This is a genomic window from Burkholderia sp. YHN3-13 (assembly GCF_055810675.1).
In genome coordinates, this window is sequence record NZ_JBVVNQ010000013.1 from 38,670 (window position 1) to 61,581 (window position 22,912).

Below are 22,912 nucleotides of genomic sequence, written 5' to 3' on the forward strand. Positions count from 1 at the left end.
TTAAGTTGCGCCGATTATCAACAACCAAGCGTCAATCAAATTCCGCCATGCGGATTTATCAATACGCGGTGCGCGCCTATAGTCACAGGCAAACCCTTTTTGCAGGCCACCACCATGAACCGCTTGCCTTCGCTGTACCTGTCCCACGGCGCCCCGACGCTGCCGATCGATCCGACGCTGCCGTCCGGCGCATTCACGCATCTCGGCGCCGAATTGCCGCGCCCGCGCGCGGTACTGATGCTGTCCGCGCACTGGGGCACGCAACGGCCGGTCGCGAGCGTCGCCGCGCATCCGGAAACGATTCACGATTTCTACGGTTTCCCGCAGGCGCTGTACGACATCCGCTATCCGGCGCCGGGCGCGCCCGACGTCGCCGAACGCGCGGCCACGCTGCTGAATGCGGCCGGCATCGCGACCGCGACGACCGAGCACGGCCTCGACCACGGCGCGTGGGTGCCGATGCTGCTGATGTTCCCGGAGGCGGACGTGCCGGTCGCGCAGCTGTCGATCCAGCCGCGCGCGGATGCGGCGCACCACTTCGCGCTCGGCCGTGCGCTGCGGCCGCTGCGTGACGAAGGCGTGATGGTGATCGGCTCGGGCCAGATCACGCATAACCTGCGTGCGGCCGATTTCGGTGCCGCGCCCGAGGATGCGGACCCGCGCGTCGCGGAATTCACCGACTGGTTCGAGGCGAAGCTCGCCGCGCGCGATGTCGATGCGCTGCTCGACTACCGCCGGCAGGCGCCGCACGCGGTGCTGATGCATCCGACCGACGAGCATCTGCTGCCGGTCTTCACGGCGCTCGGCGCGGCGGACGACGATTACCAGCTCGGCATCCAGTCGCTCGGCACCTACCAGCGCGTGCTCGCGATGACGAACTACGTGTTCGCGAGCGCCAACGCCTGAGCCGCGACGCCATCGCCGACGCAAACAAAAAGCCCGCCCGAGCATCGCTCGGGCGGGCTTTTTCCGCTGCTTCCCGCCGCCGCCGAATCCGGCGACAGGTCATGCGTCAGGCACCGACCCCTTCGAGGATCTCGTCGTGCGACTCGCGCTCGTCGAGATACTGGGTCCGGTAACCGGTATTCACACCCCAGAAGTAGAACACCAGCGAGATCGCCGCGACGATCAGCATGTCCCAGCCGTACGGCAGGTAGCCGTGACCGCCGAATTCCTTGCTGCCGATCAGCGACAGCACGGCCATCGTCGGCAGGTACGCGACCAGCCACCAGGCAGCCTTCAGGTCGGCGCCCCAGCCGGTCCAGCCCGATTTCGCCTGGAAGTAGAAGTACACCGGCAGTGCGACGATCATCAGCAGGATGATTTCGCCCGTGAGCGGCCACTTCGCCCAATACAGGATCAGCGACGCACACACGAACGCGAACGGTGCGATCAGCTTCATCAGCGGGATCGACAGCGGGCGCTCGATGTCGGTCGCCGCGCGGCGCAGCGCCATCAGGCTGATCGGGCCGGTCAGGTACGAGATCACCGTTGCAACCGAGATCACCGCCGCGAGCGAGCTCCAGCCGCGGAAGAAGAACAGGAACACGAACGACACGAGCAGGTTGAACCACATCGCCTGGCGCGGCACACCGTAGATCGGGTGCACGTTGCCGAACATCTTCGGCATCGTGTTGTTGCGCTCCATCGCGTAGATCATCCGCGTGGTCGTCGCCATGTAGGTCGTGCCGGTGCCGCTCGGGCTGACGAACGCGTCAATGTACAGCAGGATCGCGAGCCAGTTCAGGTTCAGCGCGATCGCGAGTTCCGCGAACGGCGACGAGAAATTGAAGTGCGCCCAGCCCTGCGCGACGTCAGCCGGATTCACCGAACCGATGTACGCCATCTGCAGCAGCACGTAGATCACGAGCGCGATCAGGATCGACGTGATCACCGCGAACGGCACGCTGCGCGAAGGATTGCGCGCTTCGCCCGCCAGGTTCACCGGGCTCTGGAAACCGTTGAACGCGAACACGATGCCGCTCGTCGCGACCGCGGTCAGCACGGCCGACCAGCCATACGGTGCGAAGCTCGCATTCGACGCGGTGCCGAGGTTCTCCGAATGGAAGCTCGTCAGCATCAGGCCGAGGATCGTGGCGCCCGGGATCAGGAACTTGAAGATCGTGATCGCGGTGTTCGCCCGGGCAAAAGCCTTCACGCCCCAGTAGTTCAGCATAAAGTAGATGACGACCAGCACGGCCGACAGCAGCAGGCCGGGTGTCGTCAACTCGCCGTTCACGAACAGCGCATGCGCCCATGGATACGGCCACGTACTCATGTACTGGATCGACGCTTCGGCCTCGATCGGGATCACGGAAACGATCGCGATCCAGTTGGCCCATGCGCTGATGAAACCGACCAGCGAACCGTGCGAGTAGCGCGCGTAGCGCACCATGCCGCCCGACTCGGGGAACATCGCGCCCAGTTCGGCGTACGTCAGTGCAATCGCAAGAATCACGACCGCACCGATGATCCATGCGCAGATCGCCGCCGGACCGGCGATCTTCGCGGCTTTCCAGGCACCGAACAGCCAGCCCGAGCCGATAATCGAACCCAGCCCCGTCAGCATCAATGCAAACGGGCCGATGTTCCGTTGAATAGAACTCTTCACATCCTCTCCTGTGTCTCAAAAAGCATGGTCGGCCCGCGGTCCGGGATCGGCTCGGACAGCACCGCGCACGCATTCTTGGGGGGACGAGTCATCCGATCGGGGCAACCCGTCCGCGCGGCGCGTAGTTTAACGGTTGCACCTCGAACGTGCCGCCAAAATCGTTCGGCCCCTACAAAAAATTCGCATCGCCTGCAAGCTTTGTAAACCTGATATACGCAATAACCCTGAGAGCATGGGAATACGGTTGACCATGAGCGCGATTAGCCGTATAAAGGACTTCGCAGGATTTCAGGTGGCGAGTGAATTGGTTCTTTCGTAGTTCGCCCATCAACGGTACTCCGGTGGTCCTATTACCCCTTCCTTGATTTTCCGCACCCCATGGGCTTCGGCCCCGTTTTATCTTTTTAGGAACAAGTAACATGGCAACCGGTACCGTCAAGTGGTTCAATGACGCAAAGGGCTTCGGCTTCATCACCCCGGAAGGCGGCGGCGACGATCTGTTCGCGCACTTCTCGGAAATCCGCGTCGAAGGCTTCAAGACGCTGCAAGAAAACCAGAAGGTTGAATTCGAAGTGAAGACGGGCCCGAAGGGTCTGCAAGCTGCGAACATCCGTCCGGTCTAAGCTTGGCGCGATAATTCGTGTAAAAAAGCCCCGCTTCGGCGGGGCTTTTTGTTTTTGGGCGCCGATGCGGGATGGCAGCTACGCCCTTCCGCCTGCCGCCATTCAACCGAACAATCGCTGCGCGTGAATGCCGAGGCCCGTCGCGACGCTCGCGAGGCGGTCGCCGAATACCGGTTGCGCCTCCGGAAACGCGCCCGCGAGCGCACCCGACAGGAACGCGAGCCCGGTCGAACCGCCGGTGAAGTACAGCGCGCCGACCTCGCGCGGCGCGATGCCCGCAAGCCGCACCGTCTCGCGCGCGGCGTCGACGATGCGTGTGGTGTCGTCACGGCTCGCATCGACGAGGCGATCGGCGTCGAACGCGATCAGCAGGTCTTCTTCCACGTCGTTCAGGTCGATCATCGTCTCCCCGCCCGCCGCGACGCCGATCTTTGCCTCTTCCGCGCGCGCCATCAGCGCATGCCCGAGCCGCTGCTCGACCACGCTCGTGAGCCGGTCGTACTGCCGCACGTCCTGGTACAGGTGCTTCATCAGCTTCAGCTCGCCGAGCCGCTTCGGCGTGTAGACCGTGTTGATCAGGTGCCAGGTCGCGAGATCGAAGTAGATCTTGTTCGGCAGTTCGCGCCCTTCCGGGTCGAGCGAACGGTAGCCGAATGCGGGCAGGATCGCCGCCAGTTCGACACGCCGGTCGTAGTCGGTACCCGCGACGTGCACGCCGTGGTGCGCCAGCACGTCGTCCTTGCGCTCGAGCCGCGCCATCCGCTCGGGCCCGACGCGCACCAGCGAGAAGTCGGACGTGCCGCCGCCGATGTCCGCGACGAGCACGAGGCGCTCGGCCTGCTGGCGCGATTCGTAGTCGAACGCGGCGGCAATCGGTTCGTACTGGAAGTGAACGTCCGCGAAACCGACCGATTGCGCGGCCGCCGCGAGCTGATCCTGCGCGAGACGGTCGGCGCGCGGATCGTCGTCGACGAAGAACACGGGCCGGCCGAGCACCGCGCGGCCGATCGGCGCGCCCGCGCGCGCTTCGGCCTTGCGTTTCAGGTGGGTCAGGAAGCGCGCGATGATTTCGGTGTACGCGATCGCGCTGCCGTCGCCTAGATCGGTCGTCGTCTCCGCGAGCGGCGAGCCGAGGATGCTCTTCATCGAGCGCATCAGCCGGCCGTCGAAACCGTCGATATAGGAAGCCAGCGCCGCACGGCCGTATTCGACCGTTTCCTCGTCGTTGTTGAAGAAGATCGCCGTGGGCAGCGTCAGGTGGTCGCCTTCGACGGGCGCGAGGCGCATGCCGTCGCCGTCGGGCAGCGCCACGGCGGAATTGGACGTGCCGAAATCGATCGCGCAGTAAGTCATGGGAAATTGCCGCAGCAGGGCCGGCGCGAAAACGGAAAGGACGGGCTTTTTAACATGAAGCCCGCTGGATCACAACCGGGGAGGGCCACCGGTGCCGCGCGGCGGGCGCGGCAGGCGACGGCGCGCGCCGCGGCGCGCCAGGGACACACACGGGCGGGATGCAGGACGCAGCCCGCCGCCTGCGGGGTCAGGCTGCCGCGTCGAAGCCCTTCTTCCACGCGCCCGCATAGACGACTTCGCCGATCGCATGGCGCGTACGCGGCGCCTTTTCGCGATCGCGCAGCACCGGATCGAGCTTGTCGACGTTGCCGTAGTGGCCGAGCGAGATGATCGACAGGATCGCGACGTCGGCCGGAATCGCGAACGCGTCGCGAAACGCCTTCGTATCGAAACCGCTCATCTGGTGGGCCGCGAGGCCGAGCGCATGCGCCTGCAGCACCAGCGACATCGCGGCGGCGCCCGCGTCGTACGACGCGGTCGGTGCCGGCTCGCCCTTCGGCGTCAACGTGTGCGCGGTCACCGCGATCAGCACGGGCGCCGGCGCATTCCAGCCCTGGTTGAACGGCACCAGCGTCGCGAACGCGCGCTTGAATGCGTCTTCGTCATGCGCGCGATCGAATACGATGAAACGCCACGGCTGGGCGTTGTACGCGGACGGCGCCCAGCGCGCCGCTTCGAGCACGGCGTGCAGATCGCCGGCGCTGACGGGCTCGTCCGAATAGGCACGCGGGCTCCAGCGGCCTGCGATCAGATCGTGAATCGAAACAGTGGTGGGAGCAGGTTTGACGGACATGCGGTTCCTCGCTGACATCGATGAAGGGGCGCGAACGCCCGGCGAACCGCAAGCATACCCGCTTGAGCGGCGGTGCGCCCGCTCCCGCCGCGCTATGCAAATCTCCGTGCGTGCATTGGCCGGCCGCAGGCTGCGCGGCCGGCCGCGTTCACCGCGATCAGGCTGCCTGCGCGGCCGCGCGCGACGGGCCGCGGTTGATCCGCAGCACGATCAGCGCGCCGGCGATGCACAGCCCGCCCGAGATCATCGAAGCGACCGTGTAGGTACCGAGGCTCGCGCGCAGCAGCCCGGCCCCGAGCGCCGCGAACGCCGCGCCGAGCTGGTGGCCGGCGACGATCCAGCCGAACACGACCGGCGCCGCGGCCTTGCCGAACACATCGGTCGCGAGCCGCACGGTCGGCGGCACGGTCGCGATCCAGTCGAGCCCGTAGAACATCGCGAACAGCGGCAGCCCGAAGAAATCGATCCCGAACGCATGCGGCAGATAGATCAGCGACAGCCCGCGCAGCCCGTAGTACCAGAACAGCAGCACGCGGTTGTCGTAACGGTCGGACAGCCAGCCCGACAGCGTCGTGCCGAACAGGTCGAACACCCCCATCGCCGCAAGCAGCGATGCGCCCTGCACTTCGGTCATCCCGTAGTCGCTGCACATCGCGATCAGGTGCGTGCCGACGTAGCCGTTGGTGCTCGCGCCGCAGATGAAGAAGCTGAAGAACAGCAGCCAGAAGTCGCGCGAACGGCTCGCCATCAGCAGCGTGCGGAACGCGACCGCGAGCGGGTTCTCCTTCGTCGCGTCGGGCGCGGGCGGCGCGTCGGCCGGCTCGCCGTACGGGCGCAGCTTCACGTCGGCCGGCCGCTCGGGCAACAGGAACGCCACCAGCGGAATCACTATCGCGGCCGCCACCGCGACGACCAGCACGACCGGCCGCCAGCCGTGGCGCTGCGCGATCGCCGCGAGCATCGGCAGGAACACGAGCTGGCCGGTGGCCGTGCTCGCGGTCAGGATCCCCATCACGAGGCCGCGCCGTGCATGGAACCAGCGCGTGACGAAGGTCGCGGACAGCGTCAGCGCGACGACGCCCGTCGAGCAGCCGACCATCAGCCCCCAGATCACCACCATCTGCCAGCTCTGCGTCATCATCGACGACAGCGCGACGCCCGCGCTCATCGTCACCAGCGCGGTGAGGATCGTCGGGCGCAGCCCGAAGCGCTGCATCGCGGCGGCCGCGAACGGGCCCGTCAGGCCGTACAGCGCGATGTTCACCGAGATCGCCAGCGAAATCGCCGCCCGGCTCCAGCCGAGCTCGCGCTCGAGCGGCACCATCAGCACGCTCGGCGTCGCACGCGTGCCGGCTGCCGCCAGCAGGATCAGGAATACCACCGCCGCCGCGAGCCATCCGTAGTGGAAGCGCCCGCTGATTCGTGTCACTGCCCAGTTCATCTTCGCGTTCTCCAGTTGGCGGCTCCGGCGCCATCGCACCTGCTCCGCCCCGATCAGGCCACCTCCGCCGCGCATTGCAACGTCGGCTGACCCGGGCCGACGCTTGGCATTCGTCTGTCGATCCGGCGCGATTGTTACCGACCGGTCACAAGTGTGTTGCGATCGTAGTTACCAGTCGGTAACATGTCAAGCAATTCATCACGTAGTCGAGGGTCATCATGTCGGGCATCGAGATCGACAAACCGCCGGCGCGGCGTACGCGCCGGCCGATCGACGGCGCCACCGCACAGGAGCACCTGCTGCGTGCCGCCGAGGAGCTGTTTTACAGGGAAGGCGTGCGAACGGTGGGCGTCGAGGCGGTCGTGGAGCGCGCGGGCGTCAACAAGATGAGCCTGTACCGCCAGTTCTCGTCGAAGGACGAGCTGATCCTCGCGTATCTCGAACGGATGGACGCATGCTTCTTCGAGCGGCTCGACACGAGCGCCGCGAAGCACCCGGGGCAGCCGAAGGCGCAGTTGATCCAGTATTTCGTCGATCTTGCCGAGCGCGCGACGCAGAAGGACTATCGCGGCTGCCCGTTCGTCAACGTGGCCGCCGAATTCCCGGATGCGTCGCACCCGGCGCGCGAGCGCGTCGCGCAAAACAAGGAACAGTTGATGAAACGGCTCGTCTCGCTATGCGAAGGCGCCGGCGCGCGGCAGCCGAAGGCGCTGGCCGACGCGCTTGCGCTGGTGGTCGAAGGCATCTATGCGGCGAGCCAGACGTACCGGCACGGCGAAACGCCGATCGGCGCCGCGCCCGCGCTCGTCACGCAGTTGATCGAAGCCGCCTGCGCTTGACGCGGCGCATGCGCCGGCGCGCGGCGCGCCCGCTACAATGCGGCCCTCGCCGTTCTTCCGCCCGACTGGTTTCACGATGACCGACACCCGCCCCGAATCGCACGACGACATCCTCGCCGCCACCCGGCACTGGCTCGCGCGCGCGGTGATCGGGCTCAATCTGTGCCCGTTCGCGAAAAGCGTCTACGTGAAGGAACAGGTGCGCTACGCGATCAGCGACGCGACGACGCTGGAAGATGCGCTCGCCGAACTCGAGACCGAGCTGCGCGCGCTCGATGCGGCGGACCCGCGGCAGGTCGATACGACGCTGCTGATCTTCCCGCATGCGTTTGCCGATTTCGTCGATTACAACGACGCACTGTTCTTTGCCGAACGGCTGGTGCAGCAGTTGCGGCTCGACGGCGTGCTGCAGATCGCGAGCTTCCACCCGCAATACCGATTCGAAGGCACCGCGCCCGACGACATCGAGAACTACACGAACCGCGCGCCGTACCCGATCCTGCATCTGCTGCGCGAGGACAGCATCGCACGCGCGGTCGACGCGTTTCCCGACGCGTCCGCGATCTACGAAAAGAATCAGGAAACGCTGCGCCGCCTCGGCCATGACGGCTGGCGCGAATGGATGCGCAGGCCGGGCGACGACGTCTGACGCGCCGCGCGGGCCGTGCGTCAGCCTTCGGCCGGCTCGGCGGCCTCGCCGCCTGCTCCCGCGGCTTGCGCCACGAAGAAGCGCTCGTTCAGTTCGGCAAGGCCGAACATCCCGAGGATCTCGTTCAACCGCTCGCCGGGCCGCCGGCGCGGCAGGTTCTTGTACTGCGCGATGATCAGCTCGTTCTTCATCGAATGCTCCCAGCCGACCAGTTCGGTCACGCTGACCTGGTAGCCGTGCGCCTCGAGCTGCAGGCAGCGCAGCACGTTGGTGATCTGGCTGCCGAATTCGCGCGTATGCAGCGGATGCCGCCACACCTCGGTCAGCGCGTTCGCGAGCGACTTGCCCTTGTTCTTGCGCAGCACGCCCGCGACTTCCGCCTGGCAGCACGGCACCAGCACGATGTGCTGCGCGCGCTTCGCGAGCGCGAAGCGGATCGCGTCGTCGGTCGCCGTGTCGCATGCATGCAGCGCGGTGACGACGTCGACGGTTTCGGGCAGCCGCGGCGACGTGATCGAGTCGGCGACCGACAGGTTCAGGAACGACATGCCGCCGAACCCGAGCCGCGCGGCCAGCTCGGTCGAGCGCGTGACGAGCTCCTCGCGCGTCTCGATCCCGTACACGTGCGACGCGAACGCCGGCGTGCCGTGCCCCGGCTGCTGCTTGAAGAACAGGTCGTACAGGATGAAGCCGAGATACGACTTGCCGGCACCGTGATCGACGAGCGTCACGTTGCCTTGGTCGGCCTGCACGCCGGCGAGCAGCGGCTCGATGAACTGGAACAGGTGGTAGACCTGCTTCAGCTTGCGGCGGCTGTCCTGGTTCAGCTTCCCGTCGCGGGTGAGGATGTGCAGTTCCTTCAGCAGCTCGACGGACTGCTCCGGACGGATTTCGTGGGTCTTGTTCGACATCGTGATGCGGCGCCGGGCCACGGTCGGTCGACCACGGCCCGGCGGCGGGAATTCGTGAGGAATGGCGACAGTTTACCGAAAATGCGCGGTCAGGCTCGTGCGCCGAGCCGCCACAGCGACGTGACTTCGGCGCGGCGTGCCGCGTGCAGCGGATCGTCGGCGTCCGTCGACTTCGGGTGGGCGGGGCGGATGTCGTCGCGGCCGAGCACGACGAGGCCGGCTTCGTCGATCCATTGCAGCAGCGTTTCGCGCGGCCGCAGGCCGAGATGCTCGGCGAAATCGGACAGGATCAGCCAGCCCTCGCCGCCCGGCTCGAGATGCGCGGCGAGCCCCGCGAGGAAGCCGCGCAACATGCGGCTGTCGGGGTCGTAGACCGCGTATTCGATCGGCGCGCTCGGCCGGGCCGGCACCCACGGCGGGTTGCAGACGACGAGCGGCGCGCGGCCGGGCGGAAACAGGTCGGCTTCGACGACGTCGACCTGGCTCGCATGGCCGAGCCGCGCGACGTTCTCGCGTGCGCACGCCAGCGCACGCGGATCCTGGTCGGTCGCGACGACGCGCTCGACGCCGCGCGACGCAAGCACGGCCGCCAGCACGCCGGTGCCGGTGCCGATGTCGAACGCGAGCGATGTCGCCGGCAGCGGCGCGCGCGCGACGAGGTCGACGTATTCGCCGCGCACCGGCGAGAACACGCCATAGTGCGGGTGGATCGGCGCGCCGCCGAGCGCCGGAATCGGTACGCCCTTCTTGCGCCACTCATGCGCGCCGACGAGACCGAGCAGTTCGCGCAGCGACACGACCGACGGCGCGCCGCCGGGGCCATACGCCTCCTCGCAGGCGGCACGCACGTCGGGCGCACGGCGCAGCGGGATCGTGTAGTCGGCGTCGAGCGGGATCAGCAGCATCCCGAGCGTGCGCGCACGCTGCGACTGCGCGAGACGATGCAGGTTGAATGCGTCGACGCCGGCCGCGGCTTTCGCCTTCTTCGGCTTGCGCTCGACACGGCGCGCCATCGCCTGCACGAGCTGGCGCGCATTCTGGAAATCACCCTGCCAGACGAGCGCGGTGCCCTCGCAAGCAAGGCGGTAAGCCGCGTCGGCGGCAAGACGATCGTCGGCGGGCACCGCACGCTTGGGCGGCGGCACGCCGGCTTCGGAGCGCCAGCGCACGGCATGATCGGCGCCGTCGGCGTCGGTCCAGTGGAAAACGGGGAAATCGGTCACGCGAACTCGGTTACGGTTGGCATCGATGGCGGCGGGAATTCACCGCGCGGACCACACCATACCGCGCTTTGCCCGGACCGGCAAAACAGGCGCCGCGACACCCGCCCGAAAGCATGCGTCGCGGCGCGATCGACCGTCAGGCGAGATCGATGGCTTCCGCGCCGGGCGCATCGCGCTTGACGGCCGCGATGCCGTTCTCGCGGCCCTGCACGCTCTTGTAAGTTTCGCTCGTGCCGATGACCTGATGGTTGGCCGCCTTCAGGTTGAACATCGGCTCGCCGTTGTGGGCGAGCTTGCGCTCATAGCGCTCGTCCAGCGGCGCATTTTCCCGCACGGATGCGATCCCGTTTTTCGCGCTGCCCTTCTCTTCGTACCGCTCGCTCGCGAGAATGATCTCGCCGTTCGCCGACTTCAGGTGGAAGTAGTACTGACCGTTCGTGGCTTTCTTGATCTCGAATTTTGCCGCCATGGTTTGCTCCTGGAAGAATGTCCGGCCCTCGGACATCGGCAAGTGTAGGGGCAACGCCCGCAAAAATCGACCTCACGCGACGATAAGCATTGAAGACCGTCAAATCGTCAATTTTCGTTGACATTTGAGCGACGTTACCGGAAACCGCATGGCCTACCCGCCCCACCCCGGCATGACCGGCATGCGCAGCGTGCCCGCGTCGTTGAAGCGCACGGTGCCGATCACGCCGCCGGCGAGTCGGCCGCGCAGCGCATACGGCAGTTCGCCGTTCGCGGCCGCGCCGGGCAGGTTCCACGCCTGCCGCGCGGCGGCGAAGGCGGACACGGACACCGGCACGTCGAGTACCGCTTCGCCGAAACGCGGCACGGTGCCCGCGCGATCGCTGACGCCGCTCGCGAACGGCGTGCCGTTCAGGTCGAGCGACACCGAGATGCCGTCGTACTCGATCGGCGCATCGTTCGGGTTCTGCACGCGCAGCTTCAGGTTGAAGCGCATCTCGAGCCCCTGCCCGACGAGCGGGTCGAGCCCCGCGACCGACACGCGCACGGGGTCGCGCGTCAGCCCCGCGCAACCGCCGAGCAGCAGCAGCACGGCGGCGAACAGCATCGGCACGGCGCGCAGCGGCGCGAAACGGAACAGGGTACGTGGCATGGAAGGGCCTCCTCGCGGCGATCGGTGAGCGGGTCGTCGATGCATTGTACCGAGCGTGCCGCTCCACGCCGGATTTCGTAGTTTTCGCGGCAGCCCAAGATCGTTAATAGATTAAAACTACGAAATCATCAGCTAAACGGAAAGCGAATTAATGACTTCCAGCATTCAATGAAGCGCGGAGAATTCAATAGATGCTCTTTCTAAATTTTTCGTTTCCTTTACCCAAAACCATCAAGTATATTTACGCATCCTTGGAGCAAGCCGACAAACCTTGAAGCCGCATGACGGCGCATTTACGGAATGGCAACCCGCCTTCCTTCCGTCCTGCGGCCTGGCCCGGCCAGCCCCGTAGGTCGTCGGTTCAAAGGGATTGCGCGCCCCGCCGGGCGCGCGGCCCGGTGTCGTGCGCGCGAAATCAATTCAGTACAACACGCGTCCGGCCATTTTGAACTGGCAAGTTAACCAATATCCGGAAATCCAGAGGGGGCAGTAAACCATGATTACCTTCACGTAGTCGGCTACCGTCTTTTCGAATAATCCGTCATTGCCATTTTTTCGCCGTTGATTAACGGCGAGGGGAAGGTTTTTGCCGGCGTTTTCGCAGCACTGAACGATTCCTTCAACAATCGAGGTTTCAGTCATGTCGATCCATATTCGCAAGATGCGTTATCTGCCGCTCGTCGCCGCACTGGCACTCGCCGGGTGCGGCGGCGACGACGGCGGTGCGGGCTCCGCTTCCGCGCTCAGCTCCGCCGGCACGCCGCATTCAGGCTCGTCGCCCGCCGTCACCGCGCCGCCGAGCGCATCGAACGTCGACAAGAGCGTATCGCCTGTCGAATTGCCGGACACCGTGGTGCCCGTGAACTACCGGCTGTGGTTCCGCCCGAACGACGCGCTGAACGCGTTCGACGGCCGCGCCGACGTCGAAATCAAGGTGCTGAAGCCGGTCAACAACATCGTGATCGCCGGCCACCGGATCAAGTTCACGAACGGCCGCATCACGCTGCAGCCGGGCAATATCCAGCTGATTGCGACGCCGCAGGACAAGGGTGACTTCTATCAGTTGCGGCCCGTGAGCGGCACGATCTCGCCGGGCACCTATTCGCTGCACATGGAGTGGTCGGGCATCATCAACTTCAAGTCGTACGACGATCCGGGCACGAAGACGGGCGGCAGCTGCGGCGACGATCCGTATCCGGGCTGCTCGGCCGCGGAAGGCGTGTTCCGCGTCGACCTGAAGGGCACCGACGGCAAGACGAGCGGCGCGATCCTGACGCAGGGCGAAACCAACCTGGCGCGCCAGTGGTTCCCGGGCTGGGACGAGCCGGCCTTCCGCCCGACCTATGAAGTGACGGCCGAAGTGCCGTCGAGCTGGCGCGTCGTGTCGAACGCGGCCGAAAAGCCGTCGACCAACGTCGGCGGCGGCTACAAGCTCGTGCAGTTCGAGAAGACCCCGCCGATGCCGTCGTACCTGCTGTTCTTCGGCGGCGGCATGTTCGACACCTACGAGGACGATTTCACGAGCCCGCTGCCGGGCGGCAAGGGCGGCCTGCACCTGCGCGTGTTCACGCCGCCGGGCATGAGCGAGTGGGCGAAGCCGGCGATGGACCGCACCAAGCAGGCGCTCGACTTCTACTACCGCTACACGGGCATCGCGCTGCCGCTCACGAAGTTCGACACGGTGGCCGCGAACGACGCGTTCAAGGACCAGAAGGACCTGAACTTCGGCGGGATGGAGAACTGGGGGTCGATCCTCGAGTTCGCCGACGACATCCTGCCGCAGCCGGGCCAGCCGATGTCGCACTACGGCAACGAGGTGCTGACGCACGAAGTCGCGCACCAGTGGTTCGGCGATCTCGTCACGACCGACTGGTGGGACAACGTGTGGCTCAACGAATCGTTCGCGACGTTCTTCGAAACGAAGACCACGATCCAGTTCTTCCCCGACGAGTTCAGCTGGCTCGACCAGGTGAAGAACAAGTACCGCGTGATCAATCGTGACATCGGCCCGAACGCATTCCCGGTCGCGCCGAACTTCAACGGCTGGGCGTCGAACGACTTCGTGCTGAGCGCCAGCGCGTTCACGTACGACAAGGGCGGTCACGTGCTGAAGACGCTCGAGAACTATCTCGGCGAGCAGACGCTGCGCAAGGGTCTGCAGCAGTACCTGGTCGACTACTCGTTCGGCAACGGTACGCCGAAGCGCCTGTGGGATGCCCTGTCGAAGGAAAGCGGCCAGGCGGTCGGCCCGATCGGCGACAGCTACGTGCGTCAGACCGGCGTGCCGCTGATCTCGCTCGACACGCAGTGCGACCTGACGAAGAACCAGACCATCGTCACGCTGAAACAGCAGCCGTTCCCGAACAAGAACGCGTATCCGGGCCTGCAGTGGACGGTGCCGATCACGCTCGCGTACGGCCAGGGTCTCGCGAAACGCACGACGCTCGCGCTGAAGGACACGCAGACGCAGACGCGGATCGACGGCTGCACGGGCGTGGTCGCCGACCCGAGCGGTCTCGACTACTACGTCGTGAACTACAGCGACGCGGCCTGGAGCGGGCTGCTCACGCAGGTCAACGGCTCGACCGATCCGGTACTGCTGGCGAACCTGAAAAGCGAAGCCGCGCTGCTCGTCGCGAACAATCTCGCGCCGGCTTCGCGCTCGACGTCGATCGGCTCGGTCGCTTCGCCGGCCGCGATGAAGCTGCGCCAGACGCCGACCTTCGGCGGCGTGGAGCTGACGACGAAGGAACGCCCGGCACTGCAATACCAGGGCATCTTCAAGCCGCGCAAGTTAGTGACGCAGTAACGGTGCGCAGCCGTCCGGCGCCGCGCAGCCTGCGGCGCCGGACGGCGTACCGGCTTCTCCGACCTTTGACGGGCCTCGCATGCGAGGCCCTTTTTTCGTCCGCCCGACGCACGCGCGACCGCGCCGCGGCGCCGATGCGTCGCTAGCGGTCGTCGCGACGCCGGAATGCCCACCAGGCGGCGAGCGCGGTGAAGCCCGCGACGAGCAGCACCATCAGCCAGAAGCCGTGCTTGTTTTCCGAGAACGGCACGCCGCCGACGTTCATCCCGAAGAAGCCGGCAACGATGTTGATCGGCAATGCGATCACGGTCACGAGCGTCAGCGTGAACAGCGTCCGGTTGTTCTGCTCGTCGAGACGCGAGCCGATCTCTTCCTGCAGCAGCTTGATCCGCTCGTTGAGCCCCGCCAGGTCGGCGAGCACGAGCGAGAACTCTTCGGTCGATTCGCGCAGCTCCTGCACGTCTTCCAGGTGCAGCCACGCGGGCGGCTTCGCGAGCAGCCGGAAGATCGACCCGGGTTCCGGCGCGAGCATGCGCTGCAGGCGCGTCAGCGTGCGGCGCATCGCGCCGAGCTCGATACGGCTCGACGTGAGCCGCTGCGACAGGAAGCGATCCTCGATGCGGTCGACGTCGACGCTCGTGCGCCGCATGATCTGGATCAGCAGGTCGGCCTGGTCGCGCAGCAGGTGCACGAGCAGTTCGGCGGGCGACCTGAACCGCTCGCCGTCGCGCACGCACGCGCGCAGCGTGTCCACCGAGCGCAGCGGCTTGAGCCGCGCCGTCACCATGATGCGCTGCTCGACGTGGACGAACAGCGTCGCGATCTCCGACGGCGTCAGCTCGAGGTTGAACATCACGTCGTTGACGACCGCGCGCAGCGCGCCGTCTTCCTGCTCGATGCGCGTCGAACGCGACCCCTCGTGGAGAAATTCGAAGAAACTGTCGGGCAGCCCGAGATGGGTGCGCATCCAGCGCTCGCTCGCGCCATGCGCGAGATTGAAATGCAGCCAGACGAAATCGCCCGACGCGCCTGTGCCGTGTTCGCGGCACGTGCGCAGCCACGCGGCGGCCGCGTCGGCGTCGAGCGTCGCGCCGGCGCCGCCGGGCACGAAGCGGAAGCCGCACACCATGCCGGACGTATCGGCGCCGTAAGTCTGTACGATCAGGTCCATCGTGTCGAAGGTCGTGCGGCGCGCGACGCGCCGCACATCGCGGGTCGCGGGCCCGCGCCGGGAAAGGAATGGAGACGTATGCCCGACGGGCGTGACGCGCTCGTGACAGCATCAGGCCGCATCATACCGGCAGCTTGCTCGCCCCCAAAAGCAACGCGCCGCCCAACGGGCGGCGCGGACCAAGCGCGGCGGCAGGCGCAACGCGCGTTACTGCCGCGTCTCCGACTGTGCGGCGCTCGGGCACGCGGGGTCCTTGCCCCAGTGGCCGTCACACACACGCCAGCGGCACAGCTGATCTTCGAAGAAGCCGCGCTCCGAACATTCCTTCACGCGCGACGCGAGCGAGCCGGACGTCGCGGCCGTCTTGGTCGGCACGGCCTGGCCCTTCTGCGCGGCGAGCTTCTTGTCGGCCGGCTTCGTGCGCGCGACGAGCGCCGCGAGCAGGTCGGCATCCGGATCGTCCTTCCCGGCCGCCTTCGCGGTACGGGTCGCGGCCGCGTCGCGGCGCTTCTTCGCCTGCGCGAGCTCCGCCTCCTGTTCCTTGCGATGCTTGCGGGCCTCGGCCTTGGTGTCGGCCTTGCCGTGCGCCGCGACCTTCGTGCTCTTCGTGGCGTCGGCCTTCGCGGTCTTCGTCGTCGCGGCTGCTGCGGCCGTGGCGGCTGCAGCCGCGCCGGCCGTGGCTGCGCCCGATGCGTCGTCGGCGCCATTGGCCAGTGCGCGCGACAGACGGCTGCCGTCAGCGGCGGACGCGGACGATGCGGAGGCAACGGCCTGGGATGCCGAATCGTCGTTGACGATCGTGGCCGGTTGCACGGCGGACGCGGCGGATGCGCCATTCTGCGCGACTTGCGCGACGGCGTTGCTGGCCGGTACGGCCTTGGCCGGCGCGGCGGCCGCGGGCTCGGCGGCGACCGTCACGGCGGCGACCGGTTCGCCCGAGTGCTGCTGCATGCGCCACGCACCCCAGCCGCCGACGGCAACCACCAGTGCGACGACGGCGGCGATCGGCGCCTTCAGCGAACGGCGCGGCGGTTCGGCGGGCGGCGTGACACGTCCTTCCAGATTCGCGAGAATGCGCGACTGCTGAGGTCCTCCCTCGCCTGCCGGTTTAGTATCGGACAGCAGGCTGGGCGGAGTTTTCGAATTTGAATTTTCCGGCGCACTCATTCAGCGTCTCATTGAATCCTGGTTTAATTCACCGCGATAATATAGCCCGGCCTCTCGAAGCAGCCTGATTCTAAGAGCAAGCATTGCAAAACACAATCAATTCCAATTTCCGGGGATTTCCTTGATTGCCGTCGCACTCGTCGCCTATTTCGCCCTTGCCGTTGCGGTTGCGGCACTGTTGCTTTTACCGGGTATCCGCGCGACCGTTTTCGAATCCGTCGCCCAGTTTCACGGCCGTCTTACGCGCCGTGCGAACGATCGCGCCGCGCGCACGCGGAGTCAGATTGTTAAATCGGCAAGCGTTACGCGCGGCGCATTAAACGATGTGCAAAATTTACTGGTTCGACGGCGCTTGATGATTATGGTATCGGCAGGTATTCTTGCGACGCCGCCATTGGTCGCCATTGCTTTACGCGGCCGGCAATTGTTCCAGTATGACGACACGGCGCGCGTGCCCGACGAGAAGATCGCCGCGCTGCTGCAGGGCGAGCAGCTCGTACCGCCGCCGCCGCTGCCGCCGGAAGTCTTCGCCACCAAGGAAGTCGAGCAGATACGCCCGGCACTCAAGGATGCGAGCCGCGACTGGAACCTGCTGGACCCGGATTTCCGTACGCGTCTGCTGCTGGTCTACAAGATCATGCACGAACAGCACGGTTATGAGATGGCGCTGCTGGAAGGGTACCGAAGCCCGGAACGGCAGAACCGGCTGGCACAGATGGGCAGCAACGTGACCAACGCGGCGGCCTTCCAGAGTTATCACCAATTCGGGCTGGCGGCCGACAACGCATTCCTGCGCGACGGCAAGCTGGTCATTTCCGAGAAAGATCCCTGGGCGATGCGCGGCTACGAGTTGTACGGCCAGGTCGCCGAGCAAGTCGGCCTGACCTGGGGCGGCCGATGGAAAATGATGGATCTCGGGCACGTGGAATACCATAAACCCGGTTTTAAACTGGGACGCGGCAGCTAGCCAGGGCTGCCGGACAGGAAATAATGAGGGCGGCATGGGGCTTTTAAATATCCCGGCAGGAAACGATACGGGCGACGCAAAAAATCGGGCATTCCGGTGCGCGATTTTTTCCGGCCGCCGCTTCCGTTTTAAATCTCACAGCGTCCTTTCATTAATGCGCGCGCCTTCTCCGATGCCGCGGGCGCATTGATGCCAGCCCCCTTCATCCCGTTTGACAGCATGGCGACACATCGCGGCGCCACCCTTGCCGCTCGGCGCGCCTGCGTCGCCTCACCGAATCGCACCGGAACCTGAACGTCCTATGCAACGCATCCTCAACGTGCTGACTCATCCGCGTACGCTCTCGATTGTCGGGATCGTCGCGCTAGCGGCGATTCTCTTCATCGTCGCCGACATGCTGCAGCTGCCGCTCCTGTGGGCGGCGATCGCGTTCGCGGCGATCCTCGCGCTGTGGCTCGTCGTCGCGCTGTGGCGCCGCTGGCGCGTGAAGCGCGCGAACCAGCAGCTCGGCCAGGTGCTCGAGGAGCAGGCGGAAACCGGCAAGATCGCCGCGCCCGCCGCCGCCGCGCTCGCCCCCGATTCGAAGACCGCCGACCTCGACGTGCTGCGCACGCGCCTGTCGGATGCGGTGAAGACGATCAAGACGTCGAAGATCGGCCAGGTGTCGGGCGGCTCCGCGCTGTACGAACTGCCGTGGTACATCGTGATCGGCAACCCGGCCGCGGGCAAGAGCAGCGCCGTGCTCAACTCCGGCCTGCAATTCCCGTTCGCGGACAAGAACAGCGCCGTGATCCACGGCATCGGCGGCACGCGCAATTGCGACTGGTTCTTCACGACCGAAGGGATCCTGCTCGACACGGCCGGCCGCTATTCGGTGCACGAGGAAGACCGCAGCGAATGGCTCGGCTTCCTCGGCCTGCTCAAGCGCTATCGCCCGAAGGCGCCGATCAACGGCATCATCGTCACCGCGAGCATCGCCGAACTCACCGGCAACCGCCCCGAATTCGCGATCAACCTCGCGAAAAACCTCCGCCAGCGCGTTCAGGAGCTGACGGAAAAGCTGGAAGTGTTCGCGCCGGTCTACGTGATGTTCACGAAGGCCGACCTGATCACCGGCTTCACCGAATTCTTCAGCAGCAGCGACAAGCACGAGTACGACCGCGTGTGGGGCGCCACCCTGCCCTACGAGCCCGACGACAAGCGCGACGTGGTCGCGCAGTTCGATACGCACTTCGAGGAACTCTACGAGGGGCTGAAGGAGATCAGCGTCGCGCAGCTGTCGCTGTCGCGCGGCAACCAGCTGTCGCCGGGCCAGCTGAGCTTCCCGCTCGAATTCTCGACGATCAAGCCGTCGCTGCGCGCGTTCCTCGCGACACTGTTCGAGAACAACCCGTTCCAGTACAAGCCGATCTTCCGCGGCTTCTACTTCACCAGCGCCCTGCAGGAAGGCGAAACCAACAGCGCGGCCGCGCAGCGCATCGCGCACCGCTTCGGCCTCGACGGAAACGCGCTGCCGAAGCCGCACAGCGCCTTCTCGAAGAACGGCTTCTTCCTGCGCGACCTGTTCTCGAAGGTGATCTTCGCCGACCGCCAGACGGTGCGCCAGTTCGCGAGCCCGACCAAGACGCGGCTGCGCTACGCCACCTTCTTCGGCTTCGTCGCGGCGCTCGCGCTCGCGCTCGGCGGCTGGACCTGGTCCACGATCGGCAACCAGCAACTCGTGTCGAACGTGCAGGCCGACCTCGACAACGTCACGCGCCTGCAACAGGGCCGCAACGACCTGCAGTCGCGCCTGCAGGCGATGGACATCCTCGAAGACCGGATCGAGCAGCTCGAGCAGTTCCGCCGCGACAAGCCGCTGTCGGTGTCGCTCGGCCTGTACCAGGGCGACCGTCTCGAGCAGCACCTGCTGACCGAGTACTACAACGGCGTGCGCCAGATCCTGCTGGCTCCGGTGTCGCAGAACCTCGCGTCGTTCATGAAGGACGTGAACGCGCACCCCGAACAGCTCGTGCCGATGACGCGCCCGCCCGAATCGGGCGCCGTGCAGGGCGGCACGCTGCCGGTCTCGACCAACGCGGCAGGCGCCGCGCCGCAGGCCGGTGCCGCACTGGCCGCGTCCGGCCCCGCGCCGGCCGCCGCGCAACAGCCCGCCGCACCGCAGGGCGGCCTCTACAGCGACGCGTCGCCGACCAACGTGCAGGACGCGTACAACGCGCTGAAGACGTACCTGATGCTGTCCGACAAGCGCCACGTCGAGCAGGCGCACCTGACCGACCAGCTCGCCCGCTTCTGGCGCGGCTGGCTCGAGACGAATCGCGGCAACATGCCGCGCGACGAGATGATCAAGAGCGCCGAGCGCATGATCTCGTTCTACCTGTCCCGCGTGAACGACGACGACTGGCCGATGATCGACGCGAACCTCGCGCTCGTCGACCAGACCCGCGAGAACCTGCGCCGCGTCGTGCGCGGCATGCCGGCCCGCCAGCGCGTCTACGAGGAAATCAAGGCGCGCGCGTCGACCCGCTTCGCGCCGATGACCATCGCGCGCATCGTCGGCGACGGCAACCAGTCCCTCGTGGCGGGCAGCTACGCGATTCCGGGCACGTTCACGCGCGAAGCGTGGTTCGACTACGTGCAGCCGGCGATCCGCGACGCGGCGACCAAGGAGCTGCAGGCGAAGGACTGGGTGCTGAACACGTCGACGCAGGACGACCTGACGCTCGAGGGCAGCCCCGAGCAGATCCAGAAGACGCTCGTCGGCATGTACAAGACCGAGTACGCGCAGCACTGGCAGAAGTTCATGCAGGGCATCGCGGTGCAGGGCTTCAGCAGCTTCGGCCAGGCCGTCGACGGGATGAACCGCCTCGGCGACCCGCAGGATTCGCCGATCCGCAAGATCCTCGAGACCGCGTACGACCAGACGTCGTGGGACAACCCGTCGCTCGCGAATGTGGCCATCAAGAAGGCGCAGACGGGCGTGGTGAACTGGGTCAAGCAGCTGTTCACGCGCTCGCAGGCCGGCCAGGTGGCGGCGGCCAACATCGACATCAACGGGAATCCGGCCGAGGTGCCGATGGGTCCGATCGGCCAAGAGTTCATCGGGCTCGCGCGGATCGTCGCGACGCATGACGGCACGTCGATGCTCAAGGGTTACATGGATTCGCTGTCGAAGGTCCGTACCCGCTTCAACGTGATCAAGAACCAGGGCGACCCGGGCCCGGGCGCGCGCCAGCTGATGCAGCAGACGCTCGACGGCAACGGTTCGGAGCTCGCCGATTCGCTGAAGCTCGTCGACGAGCAGATGCTGACGGGCCTCACCGATTCGCAACGCAAGTCGCTGCGCCCGCTGCTCGTGCGGCCGCTGATGCAGGCGTTCGCGGTCGTGATCCAGCCGGCCAGCGCCGAAGTCAACAAGGTGTGGAACGCGCAGGTCTACCAGCCGTTCCAGAACTCGCTCGCGACGAAGTACCCGTTCGCGGCGAACGCCAAGGTCGAGGCCGGCGCCGGCGAGATCGCGCAGGTGTTCGGTCCGGACGGCTCGATCGCGAAGTTCGTCGGCACGACGCTCGGGCCGCTCGCGGTACGCCGCGGCGACACGCTCGCCGCCCGCACGTGGGGCGACATGGGCATCGGGCTCACGCCGGACTTCACGAACGGCTTCGCACGCTGGGTCGCACCGCTCGCGGGCGGCGCCGCCGGCAGCGCGGCCGCGTCGTCCGAGCCGCAGACCGTGTTCCAGATCCTGCCGCAGCCGAGCACGGGCACGACGGAATACACGATCGCGATCGACGGCCAGCAACTGCGCTACCGCAACACGCCGCCGCAGTGGACCAACTTCGTCTGGCCGAACCCGCAGGGCTCGCCGGGCGCGACGCTGTCCGCGACGACCTTCGACGGCCGCACGGTGCAGCTCGTCAACGAGCCGGGCCGCTACGGTCTCGAGAAGCTGATCAACTCGGCGCAGCGCAAGCGCCGCCCGGACGGCACCTTCGACCTGACGTGGGCGCAGGGCAGCGTGAACGTGTCGGTAACGATGCGCATCATCAGCACGTCTCAACCGTCCGGCGGCGGCGGTGACCAGCCGCAGCAGCAGAGCCTGCGCGGCCTGCAGCTGCCGTCGTCGGTCGCCGACGCGAGCGCGGGCGCGGCGCTGAACGCAACGCAGTCCGCCGGCACGGGCACGCCGGCCGTCGCGCCGGCCGTCGCGGCCGCCAACGCAACGCATGCACAGGGGGCGCAATGACGCAAACCGTTCAGGCGCAAATCGCCTACTTCGGCAAGATTCCGTCGCGCGGCGACTTCGTCAAGAGCGCACACAATCCGCAGCTGCTGCAGACGCTCGATCGCTGGATCGCGCAGGCGCTCGAGCTGCTTGCGGAAGATCCGCGCTGGAAGATCGTCTACGAGGATGCGAAGCCGATGCATTTCGCGTTCATCGGCTCGCGCAGCAAGCTCGCGATCGCGGGCCACATGGTGGCGAGCCACGACGTGTCGATGCGCCGCTTCCCGTTCCTCGGCGCGACCGCGCTCGAGGTCGACCGGCCGCTCGCATTCCTCGCGCGCAGCCCGCTCGCGTTCGCGCGGCTGTGGTCGCGCGTGGCGGCGCAGATGCCGGCGCTGCTCGCGAAGGAGGAGCCGCCCGGCGCGCTGCAGGCGCTCGGCGACACGCAGGTGCCGATCGATGTCGGCGGCCCCGGCACGTCGCACGACGGTACCTTCAACGATTTCGTCGAACATCAGTCGCTGTACGGCCTGCAGCAGATGCTGCTCGAAAGCGGCCATCCGGTGCGGCTGCGCGGCGCGATGCTCGCGCTCGGCTCGCTGCTGCGGCCCGTGATGCAGAGCGGCTCGTCGCACATCGAGCGCGGGCTCACGCTACCGCTGCCCGTGGATCCGTTCTACCGCAGCCTCGTCGCCGCGTTCTGGCTCGAACTCATCACGCCGTTCGTCGCGCAGGCCGACTTCGAGCTCGCGATCTTCATCGGCACGATCGCCGAACGCGAACGGCTGATCATCGGCTTCAACGGCGCGTCTTCCAAGACGCTGCTGAGCGTGGTCGACCCGCAGACCTATGCCGCCCACAACATCGACATCGACGATCCCGAGTGGATCGACGCCCATGCGCAAAACGATCAGCAGATCAGCAAGCTCGTCAGCTACCTCGACCAACCGCAACTCTCGCTGCGCGTCGCCATCGACGCGTTCCGCGAAGCGTTCATCGGAGGCTGACGG

The 22,912-nt window shown here is 66.5% G+C and carries 19 protein-coding genes; 8 read left to right on the forward strand and 11 right to left on the reverse strand.

Annotated features, from left to right (window positions below):
* Positions 1–114 precede the first annotated feature (114 nt).
* Positions 115–906, forward strand: a complete 792-nt coding sequence (locus AC0KUR_RS25635; protein WP_069705996.1) for a DODA-type extradiol aromatic ring-opening family dioxygenase — start codon at positions 115–117, stop codon at positions 904–906.
* A gap of 106 nt (positions 907–1,012) precedes the next feature.
* Here AC0KUR_RS25635 and AC0KUR_RS25640 read toward each other — a convergent pair whose 3' ends face one another.
* Positions 1,013–2,611, reverse strand: coding sequence for an APC family permease (locus tag AC0KUR_RS25640; protein ID WP_034187503.1), 1,599 nt, complete (start codon positions 2,609–2,611; stop codon positions 1,013–1,015).
* Positions 2,612–3,030: 419 nt separating this feature from the next.
* Between AC0KUR_RS25640 and AC0KUR_RS25645 the strand changes: the two genes are divergently transcribed.
* Complete coding sequence (locus tag AC0KUR_RS25645; protein WP_006477070.1) at positions 3,031–3,234, forward strand: cold-shock protein; 204 nt, start codon at positions 3,031–3,033, stop codon at positions 3,232–3,234.
* A 102-nt stretch (positions 3,235–3,336) separates the two neighbouring features.
* Here the strand turns inward: AC0KUR_RS25645 and AC0KUR_RS25650 are convergent, their stop codons facing one another.
* The 3 genes from AC0KUR_RS25650 to AC0KUR_RS25660 all read right to left on the reverse strand — a co-directional run bounded on the left by AC0KUR_RS25650 (position 3,337) and on the right by AC0KUR_RS25660 (position 6,821).
* Positions 3,337–4,587, reverse strand: a complete 1,251-nt coding sequence (locus AC0KUR_RS25650; protein ID WP_034187504.1) for an Hsp70 family protein — start codon at positions 4,585–4,587, stop codon at positions 3,337–3,339.
* A 187-nt stretch (positions 4,588–4,774) separates the two neighbouring features.
* Complete coding sequence (locus tag AC0KUR_RS25655; RefSeq protein WP_034187505.1) at positions 4,775–5,380, reverse strand: nitroreductase family protein; 606 nt, start codon at positions 5,378–5,380, stop codon at positions 4,775–4,777.
* Between the two features lie 157 nt (positions 5,381–5,537).
* Positions 5,538–6,821, reverse strand: coding sequence for an MFS transporter (locus AC0KUR_RS25660; protein WP_034187533.1), 1,284 nt, complete (start codon positions 6,819–6,821; stop codon positions 5,538–5,540).
* A gap of 218 nt (positions 6,822–7,039) precedes the next feature.
* On the opposite strand from AC0KUR_RS25660, the gene AC0KUR_RS25665 reads away from it, so the two are divergent.
* Both AC0KUR_RS25665 and AC0KUR_RS25670 read left to right on the forward strand, forming a co-directional pair.
* Positions 7,040–7,660 (forward strand): TetR/AcrR family transcriptional regulator, encoded by a 621-nt coding sequence (locus AC0KUR_RS25665; protein ID WP_175027139.1) that lies wholly within the window; start codon positions 7,040–7,042, stop codon positions 7,658–7,660.
* Between the two features lie 76 nt (positions 7,661–7,736).
* Positions 7,737–8,309: a DUF1415 domain-containing protein gene (locus AC0KUR_RS25670; RefSeq protein ID WP_034187507.1), complete on the forward strand. Its 573-nt coding sequence runs from the start codon at positions 7,737–7,739 to the stop codon at positions 8,307–8,309.
* Between the two features lie 20 nt (positions 8,310–8,329).
* On the opposite strand, the gene AC0KUR_RS25675 is transcribed toward AC0KUR_RS25670, so the two are convergent.
* From AC0KUR_RS25675 to AC0KUR_RS25695, 5 genes are all read right to left on the reverse strand, one after another.
* Positions 8,330–9,220, reverse strand: coding sequence for a class I SAM-dependent methyltransferase (locus AC0KUR_RS25675; RefSeq protein ID WP_124609921.1), 891 nt, complete (start codon positions 9,218–9,220; stop codon positions 8,330–8,332).
* Between the two features lie 89 nt (positions 9,221–9,309).
* On the reverse strand, positions 9,310–10,443 hold the full coding sequence (locus AC0KUR_RS25680) for a methyltransferase (protein WP_034187508.1): 1,134 nt from the start codon (positions 10,441–10,443) through the stop codon (positions 9,310–9,312).
* Positions 10,444–10,579: 136 nt separating this feature from the next.
* Entirely contained in the window at positions 10,580–10,912 is a 333-nt protein-coding gene (locus AC0KUR_RS25685; protein ID WP_034187509.1) for a YegP family protein, read from the reverse strand.
* A gap of 153 nt (positions 10,913–11,065) precedes the next feature.
* The gene (locus AC0KUR_RS25690; RefSeq protein ID WP_034187510.1) at positions 11,066–11,563 is read right to left on the reverse strand and encodes an LEA/WHy family protein; all 498 of its coding nucleotides are present in this window, start codon (positions 11,561–11,563) and stop codon (positions 11,066–11,068) included.
* Positions 11,564–11,983: 420 nt separating this feature from the next.
* Positions 11,984–12,205 carry a hypothetical protein gene (locus AC0KUR_RS25695; protein WP_185733117.1) on the reverse strand — a complete coding sequence of 74 codons (222 nt, stop codon included), beginning with the start codon at positions 12,203–12,205 and terminating at the stop codon, positions 11,984–11,986.
* Here AC0KUR_RS25695 and AC0KUR_RS25700 point away from each other — a divergent pair.
* Positions 12,204–14,372, forward strand: coding sequence for a M1 family metallopeptidase (locus AC0KUR_RS25700; RefSeq protein WP_473376573.1), 2,169 nt, complete (start codon positions 12,204–12,206; stop codon positions 14,370–14,372). The two genes, AC0KUR_RS25695 and AC0KUR_RS25700, sit on opposite strands and share 2 nt — an antisense overlap.
* A gap of 142 nt (positions 14,373–14,514) precedes the next feature.
* Here the strand turns inward: AC0KUR_RS25700 and AC0KUR_RS25705 are convergent, their stop codons facing one another.
* Entirely contained in the window at positions 14,515–15,543 is a 1,029-nt protein-coding gene (locus AC0KUR_RS25705; RefSeq protein ID WP_034187535.1) for a transporter, read from the reverse strand.
* A gap of 207 nt (positions 15,544–15,750) precedes the next feature.
* A complete protein-coding gene (locus tag AC0KUR_RS25710) occupies positions 15,751–16,710 on the reverse strand; it encodes a phage tail protein (RefSeq protein WP_473376574.1) in 960 nt (319 codons plus the stop codon).
* Positions 16,711–16,831: 121 nt separating this feature from the next.
* Between AC0KUR_RS25710 and AC0KUR_RS25715 the strand changes: the two genes are divergently transcribed.
* The 3 genes from AC0KUR_RS25715 to tagF all read left to right on the forward strand — a co-directional run bounded on the left by AC0KUR_RS25715 (position 16,832) and on the right by tagF (position 22,909).
* On the forward strand, positions 16,832–17,677 hold the full coding sequence (locus AC0KUR_RS25715; RefSeq protein WP_034187513.1) for a M15 family metallopeptidase: 846 nt from the start codon (positions 16,832–16,834) through the stop codon (positions 17,675–17,677).
* Between the two features lie 301 nt (positions 17,678–17,978).
* The gene (tssM, locus tag AC0KUR_RS25720) at positions 17,979–21,923 is read left to right on the forward strand and encodes a type VI secretion system membrane subunit TssM (RefSeq protein ID WP_473376575.1); all 3,945 of its coding nucleotides are present in this window, start codon (positions 17,979–17,981) and stop codon (positions 21,921–21,923) included.
* A complete protein-coding gene (tagF, locus tag AC0KUR_RS25725; RefSeq protein WP_034187515.1) occupies positions 21,920–22,909 on the forward strand; it encodes a type VI secretion system-associated protein TagF in 990 nt (329 codons plus the stop codon). Before tssM ends, tagF begins: the two co-directional genes overlap by 4 nt.
* Positions 22,910–22,912 lie beyond the last annotated feature (3 nt).

What these genes read in the sequence shown, in the direction of transcription:
- AC0KUR_RS25635 (WP_069705996.1), top strand. Translation starts at nt 115, where the DNA reads ATGAACCGCTTGCCTTCGCTGTACCTGTCCCACGGCGCCCCGACGCTG.
- AC0KUR_RS25645 (WP_006477070.1), top strand. Translation starts at nt 3,031, where the DNA reads ATGGCAACCGGTACCGTCAAGTGGTTCAATGACGCAAAGGGCTTCGGC.
- AC0KUR_RS25650 (WP_034187504.1), bottom strand. Translation starts at nt 4,587, where the DNA reads ATGACTTACTGCGCGATCGATTTCGGCACGTCCAATTCCGCCGTGGCG.
- AC0KUR_RS25655 (WP_034187505.1), bottom strand. Translation starts at nt 5,380, where the DNA reads ATGTCCGTCAAACCTGCTCCCACCACTGTTTCGATTCACGATCTGATC.
- AC0KUR_RS25660 (WP_034187533.1), bottom strand. Translation starts at nt 6,821, where the DNA reads ATGAACTGGGCAGTGACACGAATCAGCGGGCGCTTCCACTACGGATGG.
- AC0KUR_RS25665 (WP_175027139.1), top strand. Translation starts at nt 7,040, where the DNA reads ATGTCGGGCATCGAGATCGACAAACCGCCGGCGCGGCGTACGCGCCGG.
- AC0KUR_RS25670 (WP_034187507.1), top strand. Translation starts at nt 7,737, where the DNA reads ATGACCGACACCCGCCCCGAATCGCACGACGACATCCTCGCCGCCACC.
- AC0KUR_RS25675 (WP_124609921.1), bottom strand. Translation starts at nt 9,220, where the DNA reads ATGTCGAACAAGACCCACGAAATCCGTCCGGAGCAGTCCGTCGAGCTG.
- AC0KUR_RS25685 (WP_034187509.1), bottom strand. Translation starts at nt 10,912, where the DNA reads ATGGCGGCAAAATTCGAGATCAAGAAAGCCACGAACGGTCAGTACTAC.
- AC0KUR_RS25690 (WP_034187510.1), bottom strand. Translation starts at nt 11,563, where the DNA reads ATGCCACGTACCCTGTTCCGTTTCGCGCCGCTGCGCGCCGTGCCGATG.
- AC0KUR_RS25700 (WP_473376573.1), top strand. Translation starts at nt 12,204, where the DNA reads ATGTCGATCCATATTCGCAAGATGCGTTATCTGCCGCTCGTCGCCGCA.
- AC0KUR_RS25695 (WP_185733117.1), bottom strand. Translation starts at nt 12,205, where the DNA reads ATGACTGAAACCTCGATTGTTGAAGGAATCGTTCAGTGCTGCGAAAAC.
- AC0KUR_RS25705 (WP_034187535.1), bottom strand. Translation starts at nt 15,543, where the DNA reads ATGGACCTGATCGTACAGACTTACGGCGCCGATACGTCCGGCATGGTG.
- AC0KUR_RS25710 (WP_473376574.1), bottom strand. Translation starts at nt 16,710, where the DNA reads ATGAGTGCGCCGGAAAATTCAAATTCGAAAACTCCGCCCAGCCTGCTG.
- tssM (WP_473376575.1), top strand. Translation starts at nt 17,979, where the DNA reads ATGCAACGCATCCTCAACGTGCTGACTCATCCGCGTACGCTCTCGATT.
- tagF (WP_034187515.1), top strand. Translation starts at nt 21,920, where the DNA reads ATGACGCAAACCGTTCAGGCGCAAATCGCCTACTTCGGCAAGATTCCG.